Source organism: Gillisia sp. Hel1_33_143, from assembly GCF_900104765.1.
Lineage (GTDB): Bacteria > Bacteroidota > Bacteroidia > Flavobacteriales > Flavobacteriaceae > Gillisia.
In genome coordinates this window covers 329,311-354,178 of record NZ_LT629737.1, presented here as the reverse complement: position 1 = coordinate 354,178, position 24,868 = coordinate 329,311, and the positions used below count along the sequence as shown (strand labels likewise).

Annotated in this window: 20 protein-coding genes, 1 tRNA gene and 2 pseudogenes; 21 read left to right on the top strand and 2 right to left on the bottom strand. The window is 36.5% G+C overall.

Annotated features, from left to right (window positions below):
- Position 1: 1 nt before the first annotated feature.
- From BLT84_RS01640 to BLT84_RS01620, 5 genes are all read left to right on the top strand, one after another.
- Positions 2-3,205 carry an efflux RND transporter permease subunit gene (locus BLT84_RS01640; RefSeq protein ID WP_091262441.1) on the top strand — a complete coding sequence of 1,068 codons (3,204 nt, stop codon included), beginning with the start codon at positions 2-4 and terminating at the stop codon, positions 3,203-3,205.
- Positions 3,192-4,520, top strand: coding sequence for a TolC family protein (locus tag BLT84_RS01635; RefSeq protein WP_091267920.1), 1,329 nt, complete (start codon positions 3,192-3,194; stop codon positions 4,518-4,520). Before BLT84_RS01640 ends, BLT84_RS01635 begins: the two co-directional genes overlap by 14 nt.
- A 114-nt stretch (positions 4,521-4,634) precedes the next feature.
- Positions 4,635-4,817 carry a CPXCG motif-containing cysteine-rich protein gene (locus BLT84_RS01630; RefSeq protein WP_091262439.1) on the top strand — a complete coding sequence of 61 codons (183 nt, stop codon included), beginning with the start codon at positions 4,635-4,637 and terminating at the stop codon, positions 4,815-4,817.
- Positions 4,818-4,896: 79 nt separating this feature from the next.
- A complete protein-coding gene (locus tag BLT84_RS01625) occupies positions 4,897-5,250 on the top strand; it encodes an STAS/SEC14 domain-containing protein (protein ID WP_091262437.1) in 354 nt (117 codons plus the stop codon).
- A gap of 126 nt (positions 5,251-5,376) precedes the next feature.
- Positions 5,377-5,449: transfer RNA gene (locus tag BLT84_RS01620), tRNA-Met, on the top strand.
- Positions 5,450-5,819: 370 nt separating this feature from the next.
- Here the strand turns inward: BLT84_RS01620 and BLT84_RS01615 are convergent.
- Positions 5,820-6,206, bottom strand: coding sequence for a DUF302 domain-containing protein (locus BLT84_RS01615; RefSeq protein WP_091262435.1), 387 nt, complete (start codon positions 6,204-6,206; stop codon positions 5,820-5,822).
- Between the two features lie 137 nt (positions 6,207-6,343).
- Between BLT84_RS01615 and BLT84_RS01610 the strand changes: the two genes are divergently transcribed.
- The 12 genes from BLT84_RS01610 to BLT84_RS01555 all read left to right on the top strand — a co-directional run bounded on the left by BLT84_RS01610 (position 6,344) and on the right by BLT84_RS01555 (position 18,224).
- On the top strand, positions 6,344-6,715 hold the full coding sequence (locus BLT84_RS01610) for a hypothetical protein (protein ID WP_157717882.1): 372 nt from the start codon (positions 6,344-6,346) through the stop codon (positions 6,713-6,715).
- A gap of 68 nt (positions 6,716-6,783) precedes the next feature.
- Positions 6,784-7,185, top strand: coding sequence for a DoxX family protein (locus BLT84_RS01605; RefSeq protein ID WP_091262431.1), 402 nt, complete (start codon positions 6,784-6,786; stop codon positions 7,183-7,185).
- Between the two features lie 2 nt (positions 7,186-7,187).
- Complete coding sequence (locus BLT84_RS01600) at positions 7,188-7,610, top strand: DsrE family protein (protein ID WP_091262428.1); 423 nt, start codon at positions 7,188-7,190, stop codon at positions 7,608-7,610.
- 138 nt (positions 7,611-7,748) lie between these two features.
- On the top strand, positions 7,749-8,135 hold the full coding sequence (locus tag BLT84_RS01595; protein ID WP_231929406.1) for a hypothetical protein: 387 nt from the start codon (positions 7,749-7,751) through the stop codon (positions 8,133-8,135).
- Positions 8,136-8,341: 206 nt separating this feature from the next.
- A complete protein-coding gene (locus BLT84_RS01590) occupies positions 8,342-12,739 on the top strand; it encodes a CusA/CzcA family heavy metal efflux RND transporter (protein WP_091262424.1) in 4,398 nt (1,465 codons plus the stop codon).
- Positions 12,740-12,769: 30 nt separating this feature from the next.
- Complete coding sequence (locus tag BLT84_RS01585) at positions 12,770-13,969, top strand: efflux RND transporter periplasmic adaptor subunit (RefSeq protein ID WP_091262422.1); 1,200 nt, start codon at positions 12,770-12,772, stop codon at positions 13,967-13,969.
- A gap of 33 nt (positions 13,970-14,002) precedes the next feature.
- Positions 14,003-15,274, top strand: coding sequence for an MFS transporter (locus tag BLT84_RS01580; RefSeq protein WP_091262420.1), 1,272 nt, complete (start codon positions 14,003-14,005; stop codon positions 15,272-15,274).
- Positions 15,275-15,332: 58 nt separating this feature from the next.
- A complete protein-coding gene (locus BLT84_RS01575) occupies positions 15,333-15,590 on the top strand; it encodes a (2Fe-2S) ferredoxin domain-containing protein (protein ID WP_034917172.1) in 258 nt (85 codons plus the stop codon).
- A 71-nt stretch (positions 15,591-15,661) separates the two neighbouring features.
- Positions 15,662-15,877 (top strand): hypothetical protein, encoded by a 216-nt coding sequence (locus BLT84_RS01570; RefSeq protein WP_034917168.1) that lies wholly within the window; start codon positions 15,662-15,664, stop codon positions 15,875-15,877.
- A gap of 53 nt (positions 15,878-15,930) precedes the next feature.
- Complete coding sequence (locus BLT84_RS01565) at positions 15,931-16,620, top strand: HupE/UreJ family protein (RefSeq protein ID WP_091262417.1); 690 nt, start codon at positions 15,931-15,933, stop codon at positions 16,618-16,620.
- 11 nt (positions 16,621-16,631) lie between these two features.
- A complete protein-coding gene (locus tag BLT84_RS01560) occupies positions 16,632-17,264 on the top strand; it encodes a hypothetical protein (protein WP_091262415.1) in 633 nt (210 codons plus the stop codon).
- Between the two features lie 384 nt (positions 17,265-17,648).
- The gene (locus BLT84_RS01555) at positions 17,649-18,224 is read left to right on the top strand and encodes a PepSY domain-containing protein (protein WP_091262413.1); all 576 of its coding nucleotides are present in this window, start codon (positions 17,649-17,651) and stop codon (positions 18,222-18,224) included.
- A gap of 10 nt (positions 18,225-18,234) precedes the next feature.
- Here BLT84_RS01555 and BLT84_RS16210 read toward each other — a convergent pair.
- A pseudogene (locus BLT84_RS16210) lies at positions 18,235-18,390 on the bottom strand (IS1595 family transposase); the annotation flags it as partial.
- Between the two features lie 42 nt (positions 18,391-18,432).
- Here BLT84_RS16210 and BLT84_RS16375 point away from each other — a divergent pair.
- The 4 genes and pseudogenes from BLT84_RS16375 to BLT84_RS01540 all read left to right on the top strand — a co-directional run.
- Positions 18,433-18,570, top strand: a pseudogene (locus BLT84_RS16375) (arsenical-resistance protein); the annotation flags it as partial.
- 59 nt (positions 18,571-18,629) lie between these two features.
- The gene (locus BLT84_RS01550) at positions 18,630-19,025 is read left to right on the top strand and encodes a hypothetical protein (RefSeq protein ID WP_157717881.1); all 396 of its coding nucleotides are present in this window, start codon (positions 18,630-18,632) and stop codon (positions 19,023-19,025) included.
- Positions 19,026-19,150: 125 nt separating this feature from the next.
- The gene (locus BLT84_RS01545) at positions 19,151-23,554 is read left to right on the top strand and encodes a CusA/CzcA family heavy metal efflux RND transporter (RefSeq protein WP_091262410.1); all 4,404 of its coding nucleotides are present in this window, start codon (positions 19,151-19,153) and stop codon (positions 23,552-23,554) included.
- Positions 23,555-23,574: 20 nt separating this feature from the next.
- Positions 23,575-24,804, top strand: a complete 1,230-nt coding sequence (locus BLT84_RS01540; protein WP_091262407.1) for an efflux RND transporter periplasmic adaptor subunit — start codon at positions 23,575-23,577, stop codon at positions 24,802-24,804.
- Positions 24,805-24,868: the final 64 nt, after the last annotated feature.

Below are 24,868 nucleotides of genomic sequence, written 5' to 3'. Positions count from 1 at the left end.
TGTGAGAAAAATAATTAGTTATTTTATAAAATACGAGGTTGCAGTTAATATTTTGATCTTCGCTTTTGTGATCTTCGGAATAATTGGAGTTATGAACATGAAGTCTTCCTTCTTTCCATTGGTAGATTCTAAGATCATAACAATTAGTGTAGCTTATCCGGGATCTTCACCAGAAGAGATCGAAGAGGGAATTATTCTGAAGATTGAAGATAATCTTAAAGGATTGGTAGGTATAGATCGGGTAACTTCAACGGCTCGTGAGAGTGGAGGATCAATAACCGTAGAAATAGAAAAAGGTGAAAATATTGATGCTCTTCTAGCTGAAGTTAAGAACGCTGTAGATAGGGTTCCTAATTTTCCATCAGGAATGGAACCTTTGGTGGTTGCAAAACAGGAGCAAATTAGATCTACAATTAGTTTTTCGGTAAGTGGAGAAAATATTCCGCTAGCTACTTTAAAACAAATTAGCCAACAAATTGAGAACGACCTTAGAGGAATAGATGGTATTTCTCAAATTAGTATTTCCGGATTTCCTCAAGAAGAGATAGAGATAGCAGTAAGTCAAGAAGATCTTTTGGCCTATAATCTTTCATTTGAAGAAGTGGCTGCTACCGTTTCTAATGCGAACATTCTTTCTACCGGTGGTACCATTAAAACAAATGCAGAAGATTACTTAATACGTGCTAATAATAGATCTTACTATGGAGATGCTTTAAATGATCTAGTAGTAAGAGCTAGTGCCAGCGGCCAGACTGTTAGGTTAGGTGATATTGCAGAGATAAGAGATCGTTTTTCTGAGACTCCCAATGCTTCCTATTTTAATGGTAACAACTCAGTAAATATTCAAATTAGTAATACTAACAGTGAAGATCTTGTCTCCACGGCAGAGAACGTTCGTGAATACATAACAGCATTTAATGAGAAGAACACTAATGTAAGGTTGGATGTTGTGAGTGATTCTTCTATTACCTTAAATCAAAGAACCATGCTATTGCTGGAAAATGGTTTTGTTGGTATATTATTGGTTTTATTCTTTCTCTCATTTTTCTTAAATACAAGATTGGCGTTTTGGGTGGCATTTGGTTTACCTGTTGCTTTTTTAGGGATGTTCATTTTTGCACAACAATTTGGAGTAACTATAAATGTTCTATCGCTTTTTGGGATGATTATCGTTATAGGAATTCTGGTAGATGATGGGATTGTTATTTCAGAAAATATCTATCAGCATTATGAAATGGGTAAAACTCCTATTAATGCTGCTATAGATGGTACTATGGAAGTAGTGCCACCAATTATTTCAGCAATAATAACTACGATACTAGCATTTGGTACTTTCTTATTCTTAGATAGTAGAATTGGAGAATTCTTTGGAGAAGTTTCTACAGTTGTTATTTTAACCTTAACTGTATCTTTGGTTGAAGCTCTTGTAATATTACCAGCGCATATAGCACATTCTAAAGCCTTAAAAAGGGATTCTGAAGTACTAAACGAGAAGAAAAAAGGCTTCGCTAAAATATTTGATAAGCTAAGAGGTTTTAATAGAACCGGAGATAGAATAATGTCTTACTTAAGAGATAGAATCTATAGCCCAGTGCTTAAGTTCGTACTAAGTCAGCAGATATTGAGCTTTTCCATTCTCTTGGTATTCTTTATACTTACTATAGGAGCAATTGGAGGAGGATGGATTAGAGTCACACTTTTCCCAAGTATAGCGAGTGATAGGGTTTCTATAGACCTTTTGATGGCGGAAGGTACTAATCCTGCCAAAACAGACTCTATAATTAGCATGGTAGAGGCTGCTGCATGGAGAGTGAATGAAGAATATTCTGCCAAGCAATCTGGAGATAAGCAAGTAGTAGAAAATATTATTAAGCAAGTGGGACCTGGTAATAATAAAGCCTCTTTGCAAGTAAATCTACTTCCGGGAGAAGAGAGAGATTTTGGATCTCCAGAGATAACAAATTCTATAAGAGAAGAAGTAGGACCTGTATTTGGCGTGGAAAGTCTCACCTTTGGTTCTGGAGGAAATTTTGGTGGAAGTCCGGTTTCTGTATCATTGCTGGGTAATAATATTTCAGAATTAGAAGCTGCTAAAGAAGAGCTTAAAGAAATTTTTGAGAACAACTCATTGCTTAAAGATGTTACAGACAGCGATCCAAAGGGAATTAAAGAAATAGACATTAAGCTAAAGAACAATGCCTATGCGCTAGGCTTGGATCTCAACAACGTAATGAGGCAGGTTAGAAATGCCTTTTTTGGAGCGCAAGCACAACGCTTTCAACGCGGACAGGATGAGATTAGAGTATGGGTACGCTATGATCTAGAAGCTCGATCTTCTATCACACAATTAGATGATTATAGGTTAATAACTCCGTCTGGAAATAGAGTTCCGTTTAGAGAGATCGCTACTTATGAGATCGTTAGAGGAACAGAATCTATAAGTCATTTAGAGGGGAAAAGAGAAATTCGGGTAAGCGCAGATATGGAAGATCCAAATGGATCTGCTACAGAGATTTTACAAGATATTGAGGATAATATCATGCCAGATATACTCGCACAATATCCTTCATTGTCTGTTTCTTATGAAGGACAAAATAGAGAGGCAAATAAATTAAGTGCATCTGCAAATAAAGTGTTACCTATTGTCTTATTCCTTATTTATGCCACCATCGCATTTACTTTTAGAAGTTACAGTCAGCCTTTACTTCTTATGATTATGATACCATTTAGTGTTATTGGAGTAGCGTGGGGGCATTGGATTCATGGGTTCCCAATAAACGTATTATCAGCACTGGGTATCATTGCTTTAATAGGGATCATGGTAAATGATGGATTGGTATTTATAGGAAAGTTCAATAGTTTTTTAGTGGAAGGAATGAAGTTTGAAAAGGCGCTATATGAGGCCGGGCGCTCCAGATTTAGAGCTATATTTTTAACTTCTATCACCACCATAGCAGGATTAGCTCCTTTAATATTTGAAAAAAGTAGACAGGCCCAGTTCTTAAAACCAATGGCAATTTCTATTGCTTACGGAATTGGGATAGCAACCATCTTAACATTACTGCTTCTACCGCTATTTCTATCTATCAGTAATAATATAAAAGTGGGTAGTATTTGGTTGGCTACAGGAAAAAAAGTGAAAAATGAGGAAGTTGAAAGAGCTATTAAAGAACAAAGAGAAGAAGAAGTTCATGAGGCAAGTTAAACCTATCTTATCATTAATCTTGCTCATCTTTTGCGGAAATGTTTTTGCACAATCAACAGTGCTCACCAAGGAAGAAGCAATACAAAGAACCTTAGAAAATAATTTTGGGATTCAACGTTCTAATAATCTGGTTGAAATTGCAGATAACAATCAAGGAATTTTAAATTCTGGTTATTTGCCTAGTGTAACTGCCAATGCTGGTGCAAATTATAACAATGAAGATATTGAAGCTCAATTTCAGGAGGGAGAAGCTCGTAATTTGAATGGAGCAGAAACTAAGCGTTACAATGCCTCGCTTAATTTAAATTACACCTTGTTTGATGGCTTAGGTAGGTTCTATACCTATAAGCAGTTGAAGGAACAATATAAACTAACCAAATTAGAGGCAAGAGAGACCATAGAGAATACCATTTTGCAGCTTATGAGCGTGTATTTTGAAGTGGCAAGACTAACCGAAAATGTAGGCGTTCTCAATGAAACGTTAGAGATCTCTAAACAGCGTATTACCAGAGCCCAGTATCAATTTGATTATGGACAGACTTCTAGATTAGGCATCTTAAATGCGGAGGTAGATGTTAATAATGATAGTATTACATTGTTAAACACACAACAGCAACTAGAAAATACGAAACGAGATCTGCTGGTAATACTCAATGAGCCTCAAAAAGACTTAAGGTCTATTGCTATAGATACCACAATCAATTTTTTATCTGAGTTAGAAATAGAGAATTTTATAAAGACCTCCAATCTTAACAATGTGAGCCTATTGCAGGCAGAGAGTAATCTCCAAATTACAGATTACGATATAAAAGTTAGTAGATCTGGATATCTTCCAAGTCTGGGGCTTACCGGTTCTTATGGTTGGAATAATAGTAATCTTCCTTCTACCTCTTTTGTGCAAACAAATACATCTAGAGGCTATTCTGCGGGCTTAAATTTAACATGGAATCTATTTGATAGTGGAAGAACTATAACGAACGTTAAGAACGCTTCAATTAGATTTGAGAATCAGCAATACCTAAAAGAACAAATTATTTTAGAGGTTAAACGAGATATTGCGAACTCATGGGGTAATTATCAAAATAAGCGATATATCTATGAAGTGCAGGAGAAGAATGTGATTACCAACGAAGACAATTTTAATAGATCTCAGGAGCAATTTAAATTAGGTCAGATCTCATCCATAGAATTTCGTCAGGCTCAAACCAATTTGCTTAATGCCAGAACAAATAAGAATCTTGCAAAATACGATGCCAAACTTGCAGAATTACAGGTGTTGCAATTAACGGGGCAGTTGTTAAACTTGGAGCTATAAGGTTTAAGATTTTGGACGGCTCAATTAATTTTAGGATTTATTTGTAAAAATTCTTCTCGCTCTGCTGCGTTAAGATGCTTAATTTTATAGCTAATTAAGTATAAAACCTTTAATATGTTAGAACATTTCTTTCAATGCCCCTATTGCTGGGAGGATATTTCTATGTTACTGGATACCTCTGTAACTAGACAAACTTATGTTGAAGACTGTGAGATATGTTGTAATCCTATAGAAATATCAGTCTCTTTCTCAGATAATGAACTTACTGGTTTTGAGGTTAATAACCTGGAACAGTAACTAAATGTTAATGAATACACATTTATAAATCATTCTGTATTTAAATTACTATTTTTAAATTGAATTATAAATAGTGTATATGATATCAAAATTTGAATTCTCAGAACAAGTAGTTGGAATTTTGGTAGATTCTGATATTGATACTAAAACTTTAGACGAGATTCATGAGGAGATCTTAAATAAACTAGATTCACATCCAACCATTAATTTATTCGTAAAAATAACCGAAGGACATTCAATTTCATTGATTAATATTTTAAAAGATCTAATATTTAAATTAGATCATGCAAAACATTTTTCTAAGATCGCAATGGTGTCTGATCTCAAAAGAATGTCTAGCGCGATGATTTTTAAGGACTTAGTAATGAAGGCAGATGTGAGAGCATTTGAGAACCAAGAGAGGATGGAAGCGATGAACTGGATTTCTGAATAATTTTTTTTAAAAATGTTTGTATAAGTAGAAATGTGTTGTATATTTGCAGTCCGATAGCGTAGCAATAACGATGGAAACATCAACAACGAGATCGCAAAAATTGACATTTTGAAATTCACGATATATCGCGGGATAGAGCAGTAGGTAGCTCGTCGGGCTCATAACCCGAAGGTCACTGGTTCGAGTCCAGTTCCCGCTACTAGGAAAGACAAGGCTTCACAGAAATGTGGAGCCTTTCTTGTTTCTAATGGGTACAGAATAGGTACAGAATAATGCGATTTTAAAGAAATCATTCTAATTAATTTTAAAACATTTTATTTGACCTTAAACTCCATGAATTATTCAATTTTGCCATCAATTCAACGAACATTTCATATCACATTGCAGTTTCAGTATACGACCAAGATTATAATATCGACAAGGAATACCAAAAAAATACAAGTGTTAAAAACATTTGAAAGAGTGGATAAAAAATCTTGAAAAAAAATTCAGGAGATGAAATTTTACATATTGTTGTTTGTAGAAGGGTCATTATATGCCCTTGATCCTCTTTTTTTTCATTTTAGAGTTTAAACTTGGTTTATCACTTTTTCTAATTTATGTCCAATCTCCTTGGCGATTTTCTCTAAATCTTTATTTTCCACAGCCTGCATGGAGGCCATTGGATTTACTGCTGCGACTTCGATTTTTCCATTTTCCAATTCTTGGACAATCACATTGCAAGGCAACATGGCACCTATCTTATCTTCCGCTTTTAAAGCTTTATACGCATAAGGAGCGTTGCAAGCGCCCAAAATCCGATACTTCTTAAAATCGACATCTAATTTCTTCTTCAAGGTTGCTTTAATATCTATTTCCGTTAATACCCCAAAGCCCTCCTTTTCCAATTCATTTGTAACTTTTTTAATAACTTCTTCAAATTCTCCAGTTATTGTTTTAGCAAAATAATATTCCATAATTTTCTTTCTTTTTGATTATTACCTTTCAATATAAGGCTATTTGAATAGACATTCGGTAACCATTGTTACACAAGCTCCATGAATAATCTTTATGTAACAATAGTTACATGGATTAGAGGTAAAATCATATATATTTGAAAACTTTTATGCTCGGAAAACAATATATAGCGATAGTTCTGGTGATGGTTTTTTCAGGAAAGCTGATCACGGTAGATTCTGATATAATAGGTTTAATACTGAAAACCGATGAGGTAGTTCTGCTTAATCCTTTCTGTGAAAAGAAACATAATAGTTTGAATAAAACGGTCGACAATATAGAAACCTCCTCTCCAATTCAAATCTTGAAACTGGCCAGGATCTGTTCAAATAATTATCAGTTTACAGAAGAAATTGAAATTCCTGAAACCCGAGACCTGGATTTTACGAAATTCGTATATATAAGGCCATTGGTTATAAGTATACATCCCGGAAAATTATATCCTCCTCCAAAATATTCAGTAGTATAATGCTTGATAAAAGGTTTGGAAATATTTGATTTTCCAGACAAATTTATTCACAATAACTATTGAATCTTATGAAAACAACTATTTCAGTTTCCTATAGATCGGTTCAGCTGTTCCGTATTTTATTGAGCGGTATATTTTTGGTGGCGAGTTTTAATCATATTTTAAACCTCGAAAAGACTATAAACCGAATTGACCAAGCTAGGTTTAAAGGAATTGCCTATTTTTTAGGCAATCCCGAATATTTAATAATCATATCTGGAGTTATAATGATGATTGCAGGATTTTTGCTTTTAGTTGGTTATAAAACCAAATGGGCTGCAATGGCACTAGCGGCTGTTTTAGTTCCAATAACCTTGACCGTGCAGGTTGGACAAATACATACTTTAGGCCCTCTTTTTAAGAATATTGCAATTTTAGGGGGATTGCTATTTTTTATATTAAACGATATACAAACATTTCAAAAAAAATAACTATGAAAAAGCTAATTTTAGGTTTAACTATTCTAGCACTAACATTTACCAGTTCTCTAAATGCACAAACTACTAAACAAGAACAGCATTCACATAATTATGTAGTGCTTACAAAAAAGATCCCTCAACTTCAGCCTATTATTTTAACAGCAGAGGCTCTAGCGGAAGAAGATGGAAAGAGTTTTGGCGATTTTCAAGCGATCATTTGTGGAAAAACTGTTGAAAACCTTACAGATAAAGAAATGATGAAGAGCTTTATAGAAAAAGCAAAAAAAGCCCACGTAAAAATTGTAGTTTGTGGATTATCTTTAAAAAAATTCAAAGTCAATAAAGAAGATATTCCACATGAGCTAGTAGTAGTGGACAATGGCTTGTTGCATAATTTTCAACTTCAGAAAAAAGGCTATTTGAGCATTGAGCTTTAATAACAGACAACTAATTTGTAATCCCCTGTGTATAATAAAATCAGAGGGGATTGCGAATTGTTAAAATTTTTGCACTTTATATTTACTTAAAGTGTAAAAAAAAATTTCATAAATTCGCTGCTTTATCAAACAATTGCTTTGAAGCTATTTAGAAATATACTGTTCTTTGCAGCAGCCTTCAATATGATAGGTCACGACATCGTACCTCATATTGATGCTGAGCACGTTTCTAATGCTTCTGAAATAGGTTCTCAACAAATAGCTCAAGAACATCTAGAGCTTGGCCATATTTTTGAGCACTTCCAGCATTCCTTGAATGAAAGAAGTTTAAAGTATGTAACGGGCACCGTTAAAAATCTAGATGTAAAAATTAAAATTTTTCAAAACTCGCCTTTAAATGTTCACATTGACAATCAAGAAATTTGGTTCGCGAATTTTGAAAAGCAACGTTTTCGGGATTATCCTATAATTCCATATTTTTCAGCATTACCTTCCCATACCCTTCGGGGACCTCCGTCTTGTTAATTTCTTAAGGTGATATATACTATTCAAGCTTCAACTGAACTTGATGATATTTATATCCCTATTTAGTTATGACATAATTCTTTGTTATAACTATTTCCCTAATTCATCTTTAGCATTAAAACTATATGCCTTTTTTTCAAGGGCCTATAAGGTCAGCTCTTGATGTTTTCCATTTTCGTTTTCCATCTTAAAATTCTTCTACTATAATGTTAGATAAAATCATTCAGTTTTCGATCAACAATAAACTTGTTGTCGGAATATTAACCTTATTCTTAATTGGTTGGGGAACCTATTCCTTAACACAATTACCCATAGATGCCGTACCGGATATTACAGATAATCAGGTAATGGTTATAACAGTTTCCCCTACCCTTGCAGCACAAGAAGTGGAGCAACTTGTTACATTTCCAGTTGAACAAACAATGGTAAGCATACCTGGTATAAAGGATATGCGATCTTTTTCTCGTTTTGGGCTTTCCATTGTGACCATAGTATTTGAAGAAGATACTGATCTCTATTGGGCTCGACAGCAAGTTCAAGAACGCTTGTCTTTGGCAGCAAAAGATATACCTGAAGGTGTGGGAGAGCCTGAAATGGCACCTGTTACCACTGGCTTGGGTGAAATATATCAATATGTAATACATCCCGAAGAAGGGTATGAGGATCAATACGATGCTACCGAGTTACGCTCAATACAAGACTGGATTATTAAAAGACAGCTATTGGGAACACCTGGGGTTGCGGAAGTTAGTGGTTTTGGTGGATTTGTTAAGCAATATGAAATAGCTATAGATCCTAATAAACTTCAAAGTATGAATATTACTATTGAAGAAATTTTTACTGCGCTAGAAAAAAACAATCAAAATACCGGTGGGGCTTATATCGACAAGGGACCCAATGCATATTTCATACGTAGTGAAGGCCTCGTGAATAATTTGCAAGAGCTAGAGAAGATAGTTGTTAAAGTGAGTAATGGAACACCAATACTTGTTAGGGATGTTGCTAAAGTTCAATTCGGTCACGGAGTTCGATATGGAGCTGCTACTCGAAACGGAGAAGGCGAAGTGGTTACGGGAATTGTGATGATGTTAAAAGGTGCAAACTCTTCTGCAGTTATAAATGCTGTTAAGGATAAAATTGAACAGATTAAGGAAACTTTACCAGAAGGAGTTACTATTGAACCTTATCTCGATAGGAAAAAATTGGTGGATCGCGCGATAGGAACGGTAACCACCAACCTTACGGAAGGGGCGTTGATTGTAATTTTTGTATTAATCCTCTTTCTGGGGAACTTAAGGGGTGGATTGATCGTGGCTTCCGTTATACCTCTTTCAATGCTTTTTGCAATATCAATGATGAAACTTTTTGGAGTCTCGGGGAACCTGATGAGTTTGGGTGCCATAGACTTTGGTCTTATCGTAGATGGAGCGGTAATTATTGTTGAATCTGTAATGTTCGGGATCCATACGGGTAAAAAGAAGTATGCCGGAGTGGAAAAGTTATCTTCTGAACAGATGGATACCGAAGTGAAACGATCTGCTGGAAAAATGATGAATTCTGCAGCGTTCGGGCAAATAATTATTCTAATTGTATATCTACCTATTTTAGCATTGACTGGGGTAGCTGGGAAAATGTTTCACCCCATGGCGCAAACGGTAATGTTCGCTATTCTGGGCGCATTAATTTTATCGCTTACCTATGTTCCTATGATGTCTGCTCTGGTACTCGGTCGAAAGACGGAACATAAAAGAAATTTTTCTGATAAAATGATGGATTTCTTTCAGCGAATTTATAATCCTATTATAAAAGCTGCGCTTCATGCAAAACTTTTGGTAATTGGATTGGCAATAGGGTTATTTGTTATTACACTAGTAGTATTTGCCAATATGGGGGGCGAGTTTATTCCGCAGTTGGACGAAGGAGATTTTGCAGTAGAGACACGAGTTCCTGTTGGAAGTTCCATCGACCAAATGATTGATGTTTCTCAGAAGGCGCAAACTATACTATTAAAAGAATATCCAGATGAAGTATTGCAAGTAGTGAACAAAATCGGTTCGGGAGAAATACCAACGGATCCTATGCCAATTGAAGCAGGAGATATGATGGTTATTTTGAGTCCAAAATCGGAATGGACAAAAGCTGGCGGAAGAGAAGAACTGGCAGCAGAGATGAAAGAATCCCTGTCAACAATCCCTAATGCTACTTTTAGCTTTCAACAGCCCATACAAATGCGTTTCAATGAACTTTTGACAGGTGCAAAACAAGATGTTGTAATCAAAATTTATGGCGAGGATCTTAATATTCTTTCAGATCTAGCCAGCAATGTTGGGAGCAAAATAAAATCGGTAGATGGAGTTGCAGATTTGTATGTTGAGGAAGTGACTGGATTACCACAAATCAATATTCAAATGAACCGTGATAAGATTTCTCAATATGGGATGAATATCGAGGATGTAAACAATGCTATTGAAACTGCGTTTGCGGGTACTTCGGCTGGACTTGTATATGAAGGAGAACGCCGTTTTGATCTAGTGGTTCGATTGGATAAAGATTACCGAACTGATATTACCGATGTACAGAATTTATATGTGAGCACCCCGGAAGGAAGGCAAATTCCGCTAAGTGAAGTAGCAAGCGTTTCCTTTGAACCCGGACCTGTACAAATTCAGCGAGATAATGCAAAACGTCGAATTATTGTTGGCTTCAATGTACGTGATAGGGATGTACAAAGTATCATTGAGGATATCAAACAAATTATGGCTTCGAATGTTGATATGCCAGCAGGTTATTATGTAACCTATGGCGGTCAATTTCAAAACCTGCAAGAGGCCAATCAACGATTGATGATCGCCTTACCAGTAGCCTTGTTGCTGATTTTAATTTTGCTCTATTTTGCTTTTGGCTCAATAAAACAAAGTTTGCTTATTTTTTCGGCGATCCCGTTATCTGCTATTGGAGGTGTCTTTGCACTAATCATAAGAGATTTACCATTCAGTATTTCGGCTGGAATCGGATTTATTGCATTATTTGGTGTGGCCGTTTTAAACGGTATCGTATTGGTTGCAGAATTCAACAGGCTAGATGCAGAAGGTGTAACTGATATTTATGAACGTGTCCTTAAAGGAACACGCGTGAGATTGAGACCAGTACTAATGACTGCTACCGTTGCAGCATTAGGGTTTTTACCTATGGCATTGTCAAATTCATCCGGTGCAGAAGTACAAAGGCCATTGGCTACAGTGGTTATTGGTGGCTTGATTACGGCAACTGCATTAACGCTAATCGTTCTACCCGTTCTGTACATTTATTTTACTGATAGAAAAGCTAAATTCAATTTCGGAAGAAAGAAATTAGCTACTTTAATCGTCATTGGAGGCTTATTCTTTCCGGCAATGCAGCTTCAAGCACAAGAAATTAACCAAATACAGGAGCGTGAACTTACATTACCTGAGGCTATTGAACTTGCACTTAAAAACAATAACCGAATTAAGATTGCGCAATATGAAATAGATGTTGAAGAAACAGGAAAGTATGGCGCGATAAGCATTCCTAAAACAGAATTTTCCTACTCAGGCGGCGAATTTAATACGCCTGCGGTAAAAGATAATCTTTATGGTGTTACGCAACGAATCAATTTTCCTACAGTTTATACCAGTCAGTTCAAGCTTGCGAAAGCTAAGGTCAATAGTAGTGAGCAACTGAAAGTTATAGAAGAAAATAGACTAATTGCCGATGTAAAAGCTGCCTATTTAAGAACTGTGTTTTTAATGGAAAATAAACGATTATTACAACGTCAAGATAGCCTTTACGGCAATCTGAATAAGTCAAGTTTGATGCGTTATAAAACAGGAGAATCCACAAAATTGGAAAGCGTAACCTCAGCAGCTCAATCGATGCAAATAAAAAATAAGCTTCAACAGAACGAAGCCGATTTGAGAATCGCACAAAACCGACTACAAGTAGTCTTGAACACTAAGGAGAATATTAGTGTTAAATCCACTGAATTAATCCCTAGTGAGATAAATTTCGATATTGAAAGTCAATCTGTAGAACAAAGCCCGTTTTACGCCTATCTAAAACAACAATTAGAGGTAAGAAAACGGGAGACAAATGTGGAAAGGAACAAAGTTTTACCTGATATTATGTTCGGTTATAACAGCCAAACCTTTAATAATGCTCAAAGTAGCGGGTTAGCAAACCAAAATTTTAGTGATGATGACTTATTTTCATCCTTTCAGGTAGGGGTTGCAATTCCCATTTTTCCTGGGGGGCATCGTTCCAAGATCAAGGCAGCAAAAATTGAAGAGGAGATCGCCCAATCTCAAATTGAGTTGAACCAAACCCAGTTACAAGGGGAACTACAAAATTTGTTACAAGAATATTACAAACTTCAGGGAACTTTGAGTTACTATCAAAATGAAGCGTTGCCACAGGCGGAACTTATTATTAACAATTCAGAAAAGAGCTTTAAAAGTGGAGATGTTTCTTACACGCAATACCTGCAAAACCTCACTTTGGCGAATAGTATTCAAACAGATTATTTAAACACACTTTATCAATATAACCAGTCTATCATAGTAATCGAAGCCTTATTGGGCTTGTAAAAAAGTGATTTCACATTAAAATATATAAAAATGAAAATTCAATTTAGAACAAAAATATCGCTGCTCATTTTATCTAGCCTATTCATAGTGGCTTGTGGCAACAAGGATTCCGAAAAAATGGAATCTTCCGAAAAATCTTCGATAAAAGAAGAACAACCAGTTGCAAACGGATCCAAACAAATCACTTTTACCAAAGACCAATACAATCTTGCCGGAATTGAAACCGGGGAGATTGAAATGAGAAATCTTAGTAATATTATCAAACTGAATGGAGTCATTGATGTAGAGCCTGAAAGTATGGCTTCTGTATCTGCACCTTTAGGAGGTTATTTAAAAACTGCAGGGAGACTACCTGGTGAAGAGATTAAAAAAGGCCAAGTCTTGGCCACAATTGAAAATCCTGAATTTATCCAAATCCAACAGGATTATTTGGAAAGTTTAAGCAAACTCCAATTTCTTGAAGAAGAATATAACCGCCAAAAACAATTGCGGGAAGAAGACATAAATTCTGCAAAAACGTTTCAACAGGTTTCTTCAGATTATAGAATAACACAAGGGCGGGTTAAGGCATATGAACAACAACTTGCGCTTGCTGGAATCAGTAAGAATTCTGTACAAAACGGCAATATATCGCGAACTGCAAACCTTTATGCTCCAATTACAGGTTTTGTGAAGGCAAGCAATGTAAATATTGGGGATTATGTATCGCCACAGGATGTTCTATTTGAACTAGTTAATTTAAACGATGTTCATTTGGCATTAAATGCTTTTGAAAAGGATTTAGAAACTATAGAGGTTGGCCAAACCGTTAAGTTTTCCCTTTCCAATGACAATACTTTTGACCGCACTGCCGAGGTTTTCTTAATTGGAAAAGCCACTGGTATTGACCGTATGACACCGGTTTATTCCCATATAAATGAAGGGGACGAGAAAGGCCTTTTGCCCGGTATGTACGTAAAAGCTTGGATAGAAAGCGGTACCAATAAGCAAAATGCAATTGCCTCTGAAGCTATCGTTCAATACGAAGGAAAAGATTTTGTAATCCTTCAAACCGAAGAAACTGAAGGTGGTTATAAATTTATATTGGAACAGGTTAAAAAAGGAATTGAACAAGAAGGCTATACAGCTATAACTTTTGCCGAAAGTTTTGATGTTAACAATTTTAAGCCAGTGGTTAAAAACGCTTATTCCATCTTGTCTGCTTTGCGAAATTCTGAAGAAGAGGAATAGTTTTAATTTAAAAAATAATTTTGTGATACCAAGATGAAAATTGACAAGGTAATATCCAGATTAACAGAACCCTTTCAGGCGCTGCAAAATAAGTTGTTTGCGAAAGTGTATCTCGCACAGACCATTAGCCTGTTGGGTGATGCCTTTACTTGGGTTGGATTGGCATTATTAGCCTATCAATTTGGGGAAGGAAGGGCAGCTATAATTTTGGCTACGGCACTCACATTGCGGGTAACCGCCTTTATCATCTTTTCACCTTTTGCAGGTGTACTTGCAGACCGGATAGATCGAAAAAAGATTCTGTACACGGCCCACTTTATTAGGATGGGACTTGTCGCCTTGCTACCGTTCATTACCGCCGAATGGCAAATCTATGTCTTGGTATTCCTTATGAATGTTTTTAATGCTTTTTTTAGTCCTACTTATAGGTCTATAATTCCACAGATAGTTGACAAGAAATTATATCGGCAAGCTATTGGTCTATCGGCTGCCACGTATCAGTTATTGGGAGTTTTAGGGCCAGGATTGGCAGGTATCCTTGCAGTTTGGTTGGGTGCTCGCGAAATATTTTTGGTTGATGCAGCTACATTTATTGTCGCGGGCATTTTGCTTTTAACCCTTCCAAAAGATTTCTTGAATGTACCTAAGGAAGATATTCCGAAGGAACAACTTACAACTTGGCAAGATGTAACCAAGGGCATCAGACTTTTGTTTCAAAACAAATACATACGTTTTGCGCTTTTCATAGAACTGGTAACAGCGATGGCCGGAGCTTTTATATTGGTGAATACAATCATTCTTGTAAAAAGTGGACTAGATCTTACCGATAAGGATTATGGCTTAATTATGGCTGCCTTCGGTATTGGTGCAACAGTCGCTGCTTTCATTTCTGGTGCTATAGATAAATCTAAATCGAGGGAGGTTTCCTTAGTATTGGGAGCATTAGTATTGGCTCTAGCAATTAGTGCCGCAAATTACCTGAATTTTTCCCTGCTCTTTGTCTTTTGGATCTTTGCTGGTTTGGGACAAAGTCTTGCAGAAATACCTTCAGAAACACTTATTGGAGAAAATATTCCAGATAGTGAACAGGGGAAAGTATATGGCTCCCATTTTGCCTTTTCACATCTATGGTGGGCATTCGCATATCCCATAGCCGGATTTTTGGGAACTTACTTCCCTGAAAAAGAATTTCTATATGGTGGAATTATTACGCTGTCCTTACTTATAATTGTTTTTCTGTTTCTTAGACCAAAAGAAAATGTTAGAAATTCAGATCAAATAAAATCAAAGGCAATTATACATTAATATTCCTATAAAAAATGTAACAACAAAAAAATGAGTATTCACGATAAACAATAGCATTATGGAAGATTCTAACAATAATAAACCCGTCATTTATCAGTGTAACGGTGCAAACTGCCGAAAGAAAAAAGGAAAGCGTTTAGAATACTATATAAAGAAATATAACTTGAAAGATAAAATTGAAGTTGATAAAATGGATTGCAACGATAGATGCCAACAGGCTCCTGTACTTCATCTTCATCCAAGCGATATATGGTTTTCGGAAAAAGATTTAGGAACAATCTTTAAGAGATATATTCTAAATAAAAAATCCAATTAGATTTTTATGTAATCAAATTAAGGAACATAGATTAACAAATTTTAAACACTAATATCAAAAATCAATAAATTATGAAAAGAGTATTTTTTATTACAGCAGTTGCATTGACGACCCTATTCGCATCTTGCAAGGAAACAAAAAAGGAGGAAGCTACTCCAAATGTCCAAGAAAATGTTAATAGAGACAACAATGTGGAAATGATGAGTACGCAGGATAGCATCCAAATGGCCCGCAAAATGAAAATGGATAGTTTAGAGCAGGTTAAATCCCACGGGCACGCACATTAATAATTAAAATCCCATTGTGCCTCAAGTTGCAATGGGATTAAATCTAATTTATTATGAAAATAAAAAAGATAATATCCTTTCTGGTATTGACTGTCGTTTGCGCACTTTGCACTACCGCATTTGCGCACGGTGTCGATGAAAACACACAAACCTTTTTGCTAGGAAACAATGGTGTTGCCTTCGGACCCTTTTTGTATATAGGAGCAAAACATATGATTACAGGTTATGATCATTTACTATTCTTAGTTGGTGTTATATTCTTTCTATATAAACCAAAAGAAGTGCTATTATATGTTAGTTTTTTTACAATTGGTCACAGTACCACTTTACTTTTAGGTGTTTTAGCCGATATCAACATTAATGCATACTTAATCGATGCAATTATAGCGCTATCTATCGTATACAAAGGATTCGATAATTTAGGCGGATTTAAGCAATTCTTTGGTAAGCAACCCAATACAAAGGCAGCGGTTTTGATATTCGGTCTGTTTCACGGTTTTGGTCTTGCGAGTAAATTACAAGAATTCAAATTTGATAGAGAAGGATTGTTTACCAACCTCATAGGCTTCAATATTGGTGTAGAAATAGGACAATTTATTGCTTTAGCGGTAGTATTGATTCTTATAACGGTATGGAGAAGACAACCTAGTTTTATGAAATTTTCAACAATTACAAATACAGCACTTATGGCCGCTGGATTTTTACTGCTCGGCTTTCAATTAACAGGCTACTTTACATCTTAAAAAAAATAACTATGTCAGAAATGAAACATCCAATATTGGAAAAAAGTAAAATTATTAAAGCGACCCTAATTTCACTTCTTGTTGGTGCGCTGTTATTAATAATAGCAGTATTACCAGCAGAATTTGGAATGGATCCTACAGGGGCTGGAGAACTGTTGGGATTTAGCAAGCTTTACGTTCCCGAAGAAGCCGAAACAAATAGTTTAGGAGTTATTGCCGCAAATCCTTCTACCCAAATAATCAAGCTAGAAAAAGCAGGTTCAGGGCCTACTGTGGAAAGACCTAAAGAGGCCGATAATCCTCCTCCAACTACTCAATTAAGTTTACAGGAAGATGAAACCAAAGTAGTTGTACCAGCAGGAAAAGGAATTGAATTTAAAATAAATATGCTTAAGCATGGAAAAATGAAATACGAGTGGACTACCACGAATGGGGAGATACTCTATTTCGATTTTCACGGTGAAGTAAAGCAAGAAAAAGAGGTAAAGGAAGTCTACTTTGAAAGTTATACCATTGCCAACTCCAACAATATGGTGGGTACTTTTTTTGCTCCTTATGAAGGAAAACATGGATGGTTTTTTAGAAATACCAGTGATGAGGATGTTGAAGTAAATTTAAGACTGAAAGGTCAGTATGCATTATAATTTTAAGTCCTGTAATGGAAGGTCAATTTCTGACCCCACTTGAAATAGCCTTCCATTTAGCAGGCACAAATTATGTTTATATAGATTCATAACAGATTCCTCATTGAAATTGAGATATATTATTAGTAATGATTTTATAATAATTTATCTAAATCACTATTTTCGGTTGTATTGTTTCCAAATTGAAACAAATAGGTTTTAAAGTACATAAGCATAAAGAACTTTATTTTGAATTTCAAAGCTCAATGGTTGTGGTTATTTTAGGTGGTTTGTTTTCCACTAAAGTTTTAAATTTGGTTGTAATTCCTTGTGTACTCAATTGGTAGTTCCTGAAAAAGGCAATATAAATAAAGTCAGCCGTGCGACAAATATAAATACATTGAAATGGCAGTAAAAAATACGCGAAAGAAACAAGCCAAACTGCTACGCAATACGCGAAAAATACATCGCATTATGGGTATTTTCCTATTCGTATTTTTTATTTTTATATCGGTATCTGGTGTATTATTGGGATGGAAGAAGCACAGCGGCGGGGTGTTGTTGCCGGCAACTACTAAGGGAACTTCTTCGAAATTGGTAGAATGGCTGCCTCTGGCAGATTTAGAGCAGAAAGCCTTTAAAGTGCTTCATGACTCTGTAGGAAAAACACTTTCCCTAGAACTGGACCGCATAGATATAAGAAAAGAAAAAGGCATTGTGAAATTCATTTTTGCAGAGCATCTCAACAGTATTCAACTGGATGGTGCCACCGGAGATTTGTTGCAGATAGGAATTCGACGAGCCGACTTTGTAGAGCAGGTTCACGACGGCTCTATTCTGGACGATTATTTTAAAACGCCTAATGGAATCATAAAAGTGAGTTATACCAGCATTATGGGCGTTTCCCTCTTTCTGTTCTCAGTAACTGGTTTCTGGCTCTGGTATGGGCCAAAACGCATGAAAAACAAAGCGAGGAAATAAATTTATTGAGTTATACGTTTAGCGACTGTTTTATGCTTCCTTGAAATATTGGATTAGCGGCAACCATTCTTTCTATTGTTTGGTGAAAGATACTTTGTTTGCTCTTTGAGCGGTTTACCCTAAAACAGAACACATCAAAGTAAGATTGGATATGCCATTTATTTACTTACATGGTTCGGAATAGCCCTCAACTATGATTTCAATTGATTTCGGACTAAATTCAGGACAAGCATTTGCAGGAGTAACTGGGCCGTTGGTTGAAGTGCCTGCATTGATTTTATTGGTTCGAGTTTCATTTTGGCAACAGAAAAAAATATTATCAATAAAGAAAAAGTTCGTGAATTGATATTGATAGCTAATTTGCATAACCTGTGCACTACAATTAAATTATCTTTGTGAAACTTTATGAAAATAATCATTTCCATATCAATGTCTTTTTTATTCTTTTTTCAAGGAATAGCCGCCAATATGGAAATTTGTGAACAAATTGAAGAAATATCCCATTTTGTTGAGCATTTTAAAGATCACAGACAAGATGATGGATATTCATTCATCGATTACGTTTATCAAGATTACTTAAAAGATGATGGCAAATTGGATAACCACCATCCAGATCCGGACCACGAAAATGCGCCTGTGCATACAAATCATCAATGTTGTTTGCATTTTGTATTCTTGTCCCCTTTTCAACCAACATCTATTAGTCCGATATTCTCCGAGTCACAGAATGAGTATAATTCCTATAATTTTCAATTAAATTCCAGATACCTGGAATCTCTTTTCCAACCACCTAAAGTTTAATTCAGTTTTTTTTTAGGATAGCTATATCCTCTTTTAACCTACTCATAGGGTTAATTCCTGTTTCGTATGATTTCGCGATTGCTAATAATCATTTCGACAATTTTAACTGAATTAAATCTCATTACATGATTAATAAAATCATTTCATTTTCCATCAACAATAAATTTGTTGTGGGTCTTTTAATAGTAGCACTTATCGGTACCGGTATTTGGTCGATGGCCACTATAAATCTGGGCTCAGTTCCAGACATTACAAATAATCAAGTACAAGTAATTACCACAGCTCCCAACCTTGGGACTGAAGATATTGAGCAATTTGTGACATATCCTGTAGAGCTGGCAATGGCCAACCTTCCCGATGTGATAGAGCTACGTTCCGTATCTCGTTTTGGACTTTCTGTGGTAACCATCGTTTTTGAAGATGATGCGGGAACCTATCTTCCCAGACAACTGGTTCAGGAAAAGCTGACTGCGGTAAGCGAAGAAATTCCTGAAGGTTTCGGTACGCCTTTTATGGCGCCAATTACAACTGGGCTTGGAGAAATTTACCAATACTCTCTAAAAGTAGAAAAGGCTTATGAAGGGCAATATGACGCCATGGAACTCCGAACCATACAAGACTGGATTGTAAAACGACAAATGGCATTGGTTCCAGGCGTTGTGGAAGTAAATGCAGCTGGAGGATTTGTAAAACAATATGAAGTCGCTATTAACCCAGACAGACTTAAAAGTTTTGGTGTCACTATGGGTGAGGTCTTTGAAGCATTAAAGAATAATAATGCAAATACTGGAGGTGCCTATATAGAGAAAAACCATCAGGCCAACTTTATTCGGGGGGAAGGATTAGCCAGAAGTCTTGAAGATTTGGAAAATACCGTGGTGACCACTCAAAATGGCACACCTGTTTTAGTTGGGGATCTCGCTGAAAAAGTAGGATTCGGAAATCAAGTACGCTATGGTGCATTTACTCAGGATGGAAAGGAAAGCGTTGGGGGGCAAATTCTAATGCTTAAAGGTGAAAGCCCAGGCGAAGTTATTGAAAACGTAAAAACCCGTATCAAGGAAATTCAGAAGTCTTTACCTGAAGGGGTGTATATCGAAGCTTTCTTGGATAGAAGTGATTTGATAGGTCGTACAACAAGTACGGTAGAAAAAAATTTAATAGAAGGTTCGTTAATCGTAATATTTGTTTTGATTTTACTTTTGGGAAGTTTTCGTGGAGGCTTGATAACCGCCTCGGTAATTCCACTTTCCCTATTGTTTGCATTTATATTAATGAAACAATTCGGGGTATGGGCAAATTTAATGTCCTTGGGCGCTATTGATTTTGGAATCATCGTAGATGGTGCGGTAATTATTGTGGAAGGAATGGTATTCCATATTCATCAAAGGATAAAAAAATCCAAAGCAGTTATTAATCAAGCTGAAATGGATGAGATAGCATACGAGTCGGCAAGTACAATGATGAATTCTGCATTCTTTGGTCAATTAATTATTCTTATTGTGTTTACTCCTATATTATTCTTAACGGGGGTTGAAGGAAAAATGTTCCGACCAATGGCCTTTACTTTTGGTTTTGCAGTTTTAGGAGCTATAATACTTTGTTTGACCTATGTGCCGATGATTTCTGCTCTATTTCTAAAACCTTCCAAAAACCAAGATGGATGGTTTGCAAAATTTGAGAATAAAATAGATAAATTCAGTGATCGAATTATGGGTGGGCTTAATAAAACATATAAGCCTTTATTATCTTTCTCGCTTAGATTTAGAGCAGGTGTTGTTATTGGAGCGGTTGCTTTATTATTGATTGCTGGTTTTATATTCAGCAATATGGGTGGTGAATTTATTCCAAAATTTGATGAAGGTGATATTGCGATGCAAGCTCTTATTAAGCCAGGTAGCAGTCTTACAGAATCTATAGAAGCTTCCAAAAAGCTTCAAAACATCATAAAAGAATTTCCGGAAGTTAAAACAATGATTTCGCGTATTGGTGTAGCAGAAATTCCAACAGATCCAATGCCTATGGATATAGCCGATAGCTATATAATTCTGGAAAAAGACAAGAGCAAGTGGACAACTGCCGAAACCAAAGAGGGATTAATTGAGAAAATTCGAGAAAAAATTTCAGTCATTCCTGGGGTTAACTTTGTGTTTACACAACCCGTAGAGCTCCGCTTCAATGAATTATTGACAGGAGTTCGTGAAGATGTTGCCATAAAATTATATGGTGAAGATATGGGAGTACTGTCAGATAAGATCCAAGAAATTGCTGCAGTTATCAGAACAGTTCCTGGGGCTGCAGATCTTAATGTGGAGGCTACAAGTGGTCTACCGCAGATTACGGTGAACTACAACAGGGCAAAAATGGCACAATATGGACTTACTGTTGATAAACTCAATGATTACGTAAGCGCAGCTTTTTCTGGAGAGAAAGCAGGAGTAATTTTTGAAGGTGAAAAACGATTTGATGTGGTTATCCGCCTAGCAAAAGAATACCGACAAGACATCAATAGCTTAAAAAATCTTTATATCGATTTGCCCAGTGGTAACCAAGTTCCTTTAAAAGAGGTGGCGGAGATTAGCTATAAACCTGGACCTATGCAAATATCGAGAGATAATACTTATAGGCGTATTTCTGTGGGGGTCAATGTTAGAGGTCGTGACGTGAAATCGATGGTTGAGGAAATTCAACAAAAACTCGATGCTGAAGTAAAACTTCCACCTGGATATTACGTAACCTACGGAGGTTCTTTTGAGAATCTACAACGCGCGACCGACCGGTTGATGATCGTGGTGCCTATAGCCTTGGCACTCATATTTATACTGTTATATTTTGCCCTTGGTTCATTTTCGCAATCCATTATGATTTATATGGCCGTTCCTCTTGCCGCCATTGGTGGGGTGTTCGCATTATGGATACGCGGGATGCCCTTTAGTATCTCGGCAGGTGTAGGCTTTATAGTGCTCTTTGGGGTTGCCGTATTAAATGGCCTCGTCCTCATCAATAAATTCAATGAACTCAAAGAAAGTGGAATGACAAACATTAGAGACCGAATCTATGAAGCGACACACGAGAGGTTGCGCCCTATTCTTTTAACGGCAACTGCTGCTATAATGGGCTTTATCCCAATGGCGGTTTCCACATCAGGTGGTGCAGAAGTACAGCGACCATTGGCAACGGTGGTTATTGGGGGCTTACTAACGGCAACCTTATTAACCTTGGTGGTTCTTCCTGTTCTCTATTATTGGCTTGAAGCACGAAAAGAGAAAAAAGATAATGATGGCGATGTAAGCTATATCAATAAAAGAACTTCACTTATTGTCGTGCTTTTAGGCTTGGGAGGATTTTTATCTTCAAATACCGCGAATGCACAAGAAACGACTCTAGCCCAAACCATAACTATGGAGGAAGCTATTGATATGGCCAAAAAGAATTATCCTTCATTAAAGGAAAGTCGGGCATTTATTGAACGGGAGCAGGCTATGAAGGGCACTAGCTTCGACTTGGGAAACACCCAAGTGTTTACTGGAAAGGAAGAAATTGGCAATGGACTTCCTGGAGTGCAGACCACAATTGGGTTTCAACAGGGAAATATCGATTTGCTTTCGGGCTTTTCCAAATCCAAGTTTTATAAGGAAAGGGTTCAATTGGGAGAAAAGTTTTATGCCTTAAATGAGCAACAGTTGGTGCGCAATGTGATGCAAGCCTATGACCAAATTAACTATAATAGGGCACAATTGCGTTTTGCAGAACAATTGGACAGCGTTTATGCCAATTTTAGGACTGCATCCCAATTGCGGTATGACACTGGTGAAACTGGAAAACTGGAATTTATTGCAGCCTCCTCCGAATATCAACAAATACAAGTATTGCGGCAACAGGCCTATGACAATATTGAAATTGCCAAAAGAGCCTTAAAGCAATATTTGGGAATTGATCAAGAAATCGAAACAGTAGGATTGCCGTACGAAACGATGAATTATATGGCAGTGCTTGATTCGGCATCCGTAGCTGACAATCCATTATTACAGTATTCAATGCAAAATGCTGAAGTAAGCAAGGCAAATATTGGTGTGGAAAAATCACAGTTTTTACCCAAGTTCAACCTTTCCTATGGAAGGCAAGTCGTTGATGACATATCTGGTTTTAACTCCTATCAGGCCGGTATTAGTATCCCGCTTTGGTTCTTACCACAAAAATCAAGGGTCAAGGCCGCTAAGGCAGATGCGAGGGTTGCTGAAAATCAATACTTAGAGCAAAAAGCGGTTACCGAAAGCAGGGTTTCACAACTTTTAAAATCCTTGGAAAAAACTCAAAAAACCTTGAATTACTATCAGGAAGGGGCATTGCTTTTGGCAGAAGAGCAAATATCTACAGCAGAACTAGCTTCAAAGGAAGGTGAAATAGATTATGTGAACTATATCACGATCCTGAATAGTGCCATTAGGATCAAGCAAAACCATTTACAATTTATAAATCAGTTTAACCAGCAGTCCATTGAGCTGCAATACCAATTGGGTAATTTATAAACCTAAAAAAGGAAAGTAAAATGAAAAATATAGCAATAATTACTACGGTTTTATTAACGCTCTTGTTGATAGGCTGTAACGACAAATCCGATTCTGAATTGGGCAATAACGAAGAAAGCGCGACTTCAGGAACAATGGAGAACGAGGAAAGTGGGCACAATGAGGAAGAAGAAGGAGAAGAAGGTGCGGTAGAACTTACCAAACAACAAATAGAGACCATTGGTTTGGAAACCAAAACTTTGGAAGAAAGGAATCTTGGGAATAACATCAAAGTTACGGGAATGCTGGAACTGTTCCCACAGGACAAAGCGAACATAAGTCCGTTTGTTGGTGGTAATGTAAGCTCCATAAAAGTTGTTCCTGGGGATAATGTTAGAAAAGGACAGGTGCTTGCATATATAGAACATCCAGATATCATAGCAATGCAACAGGAATATCAGGAAAAAAATGATGAACTGGTCTTTTTGAAACAGGATTTTGAACGTAAGCAGACCCTTTATGATAAAGGGGTTTCCTCGGGTAAGGAGTTCCAAATGGCGCAATCTCAATATCGTTCAACAACCTCCAGTGTAAATGGTTTGAGATCAAGGTTGCGTTTGTTGGGTATTAATTCAGACAAGGTAGCCCAAGGCGAAATCTTTTCCGCAATACCCATTACCACTCCTTTAAGCGGATATGTGGGAGAAGTGATGGTAAGTCTTGGAGACTACGTGGCTCCTCAGTCCACAATGTTTTCGATAAGTGATAATTCAAAAATCTATGTGAATTTTAAGGTGTACGAAAAAGACATAAAACACATAAAGGAAGGCCAGCAGATCTATTTTTCTACCACCTCAAGACCTGATGCACTTTTAAAAGCTACTGTACGCTCTATAGGTAAGACCTTCGAGAGTGATCCAAAGGCAATAGAGATATTAGCAGATATCGAAAATAAAGACAAGAATTTATTGCCAGGAATGTACGTGGAGGGAAGGATCGTTCAGGGAGAAAAATCTGGTTATGCAGTACCAGAAGAAGCTATTGTAAAAGAAGGAGAACAATCCTACATTTTTATTGTAGATGAGGATGAAGCGCCAGAAGAAAATAGGATGAAGTTTAAGAGAATTCCTGTTAGTACTGGCTTGAACGATCTTGGTTTTGTAGAAGTAAACCTTCCAGCAGAAATTGCCAAAAATGTTAAAATAGTAACAAGTGGGGCCTATACCCTTTCTTCTGAAATGGTCAAAGGAGAACTGGAACACGGTCATTAATTCAATAATAATCAAGGATTTTGATTCCGGGTTTGTTTATCGTCTTAATTAGTTAGTTAAAAAA

What these genes read in the sequence shown, in the direction of transcription:
- BLT84_RS01635 (WP_091267920.1), top strand. Translation starts at nt 3,192, where the DNA reads ATGAGGCAAGTTAAACCTATCTTATCATTAATCTTGCTCATCTTTTGC.
- BLT84_RS01630 (WP_091262439.1), top strand. Translation starts at nt 4,635, where the DNA reads ATGTTAGAACATTTCTTTCAATGCCCCTATTGCTGGGAGGATATTTCT.
- BLT84_RS01625 (WP_091262437.1), top strand. Translation starts at nt 4,897, where the DNA reads ATGATATCAAAATTTGAATTCTCAGAACAAGTAGTTGGAATTTTGGTA.
- BLT84_RS01615 (WP_091262435.1), bottom strand. Translation starts at nt 6,206, where the DNA reads ATGGAATATTATTTTGCTAAAACAATAACTGGAGAATTTGAAGAAGTT.
- BLT84_RS01605 (WP_091262431.1), top strand. Translation starts at nt 6,784, where the DNA reads ATGAAAACAACTATTTCAGTTTCCTATAGATCGGTTCAGCTGTTCCGT.
- BLT84_RS01600 (WP_091262428.1), top strand. Translation starts at nt 7,188, where the DNA reads ATGAAAAAGCTAATTTTAGGTTTAACTATTCTAGCACTAACATTTACC.
- BLT84_RS01590 (WP_091262424.1), top strand. Translation starts at nt 8,342, where the DNA reads ATGTTAGATAAAATCATTCAGTTTTCGATCAACAATAAACTTGTTGTC.
- BLT84_RS01585 (WP_091262422.1), top strand. Translation starts at nt 12,770, where the DNA reads ATGAAAATTCAATTTAGAACAAAAATATCGCTGCTCATTTTATCTAGC.
- BLT84_RS01580 (WP_091262420.1), top strand. Translation starts at nt 14,003, where the DNA reads ATGAAAATTGACAAGGTAATATCCAGATTAACAGAACCCTTTCAGGCG.
- BLT84_RS01575 (WP_034917172.1), top strand. Translation starts at nt 15,333, where the DNA reads ATGGAAGATTCTAACAATAATAAACCCGTCATTTATCAGTGTAACGGT.
- BLT84_RS01570 (WP_034917168.1), top strand. Translation starts at nt 15,662, where the DNA reads ATGAAAAGAGTATTTTTTATTACAGCAGTTGCATTGACGACCCTATTC.
- BLT84_RS01565 (WP_091262417.1), top strand. Translation starts at nt 15,931, where the DNA reads ATGAAAATAAAAAAGATAATATCCTTTCTGGTATTGACTGTCGTTTGC.
- BLT84_RS01560 (WP_091262415.1), top strand. Translation starts at nt 16,632, where the DNA reads ATGTCAGAAATGAAACATCCAATATTGGAAAAAAGTAAAATTATTAAA.
- BLT84_RS01555 (WP_091262413.1), top strand. Translation starts at nt 17,649, where the DNA reads ATGGCAGTAAAAAATACGCGAAAGAAACAAGCCAAACTGCTACGCAAT.
- BLT84_RS01550 (WP_157717881.1), top strand. Translation starts at nt 18,630, where the DNA reads ATGAAAATAATCATTTCCATATCAATGTCTTTTTTATTCTTTTTTCAA.
- BLT84_RS01545 (WP_091262410.1), top strand. Translation starts at nt 19,151, where the DNA reads ATGATTAATAAAATCATTTCATTTTCCATCAACAATAAATTTGTTGTG.
- BLT84_RS01540 (WP_091262407.1), top strand. Translation starts at nt 23,575, where the DNA reads ATGAAAAATATAGCAATAATTACTACGGTTTTATTAACGCTCTTGTTG.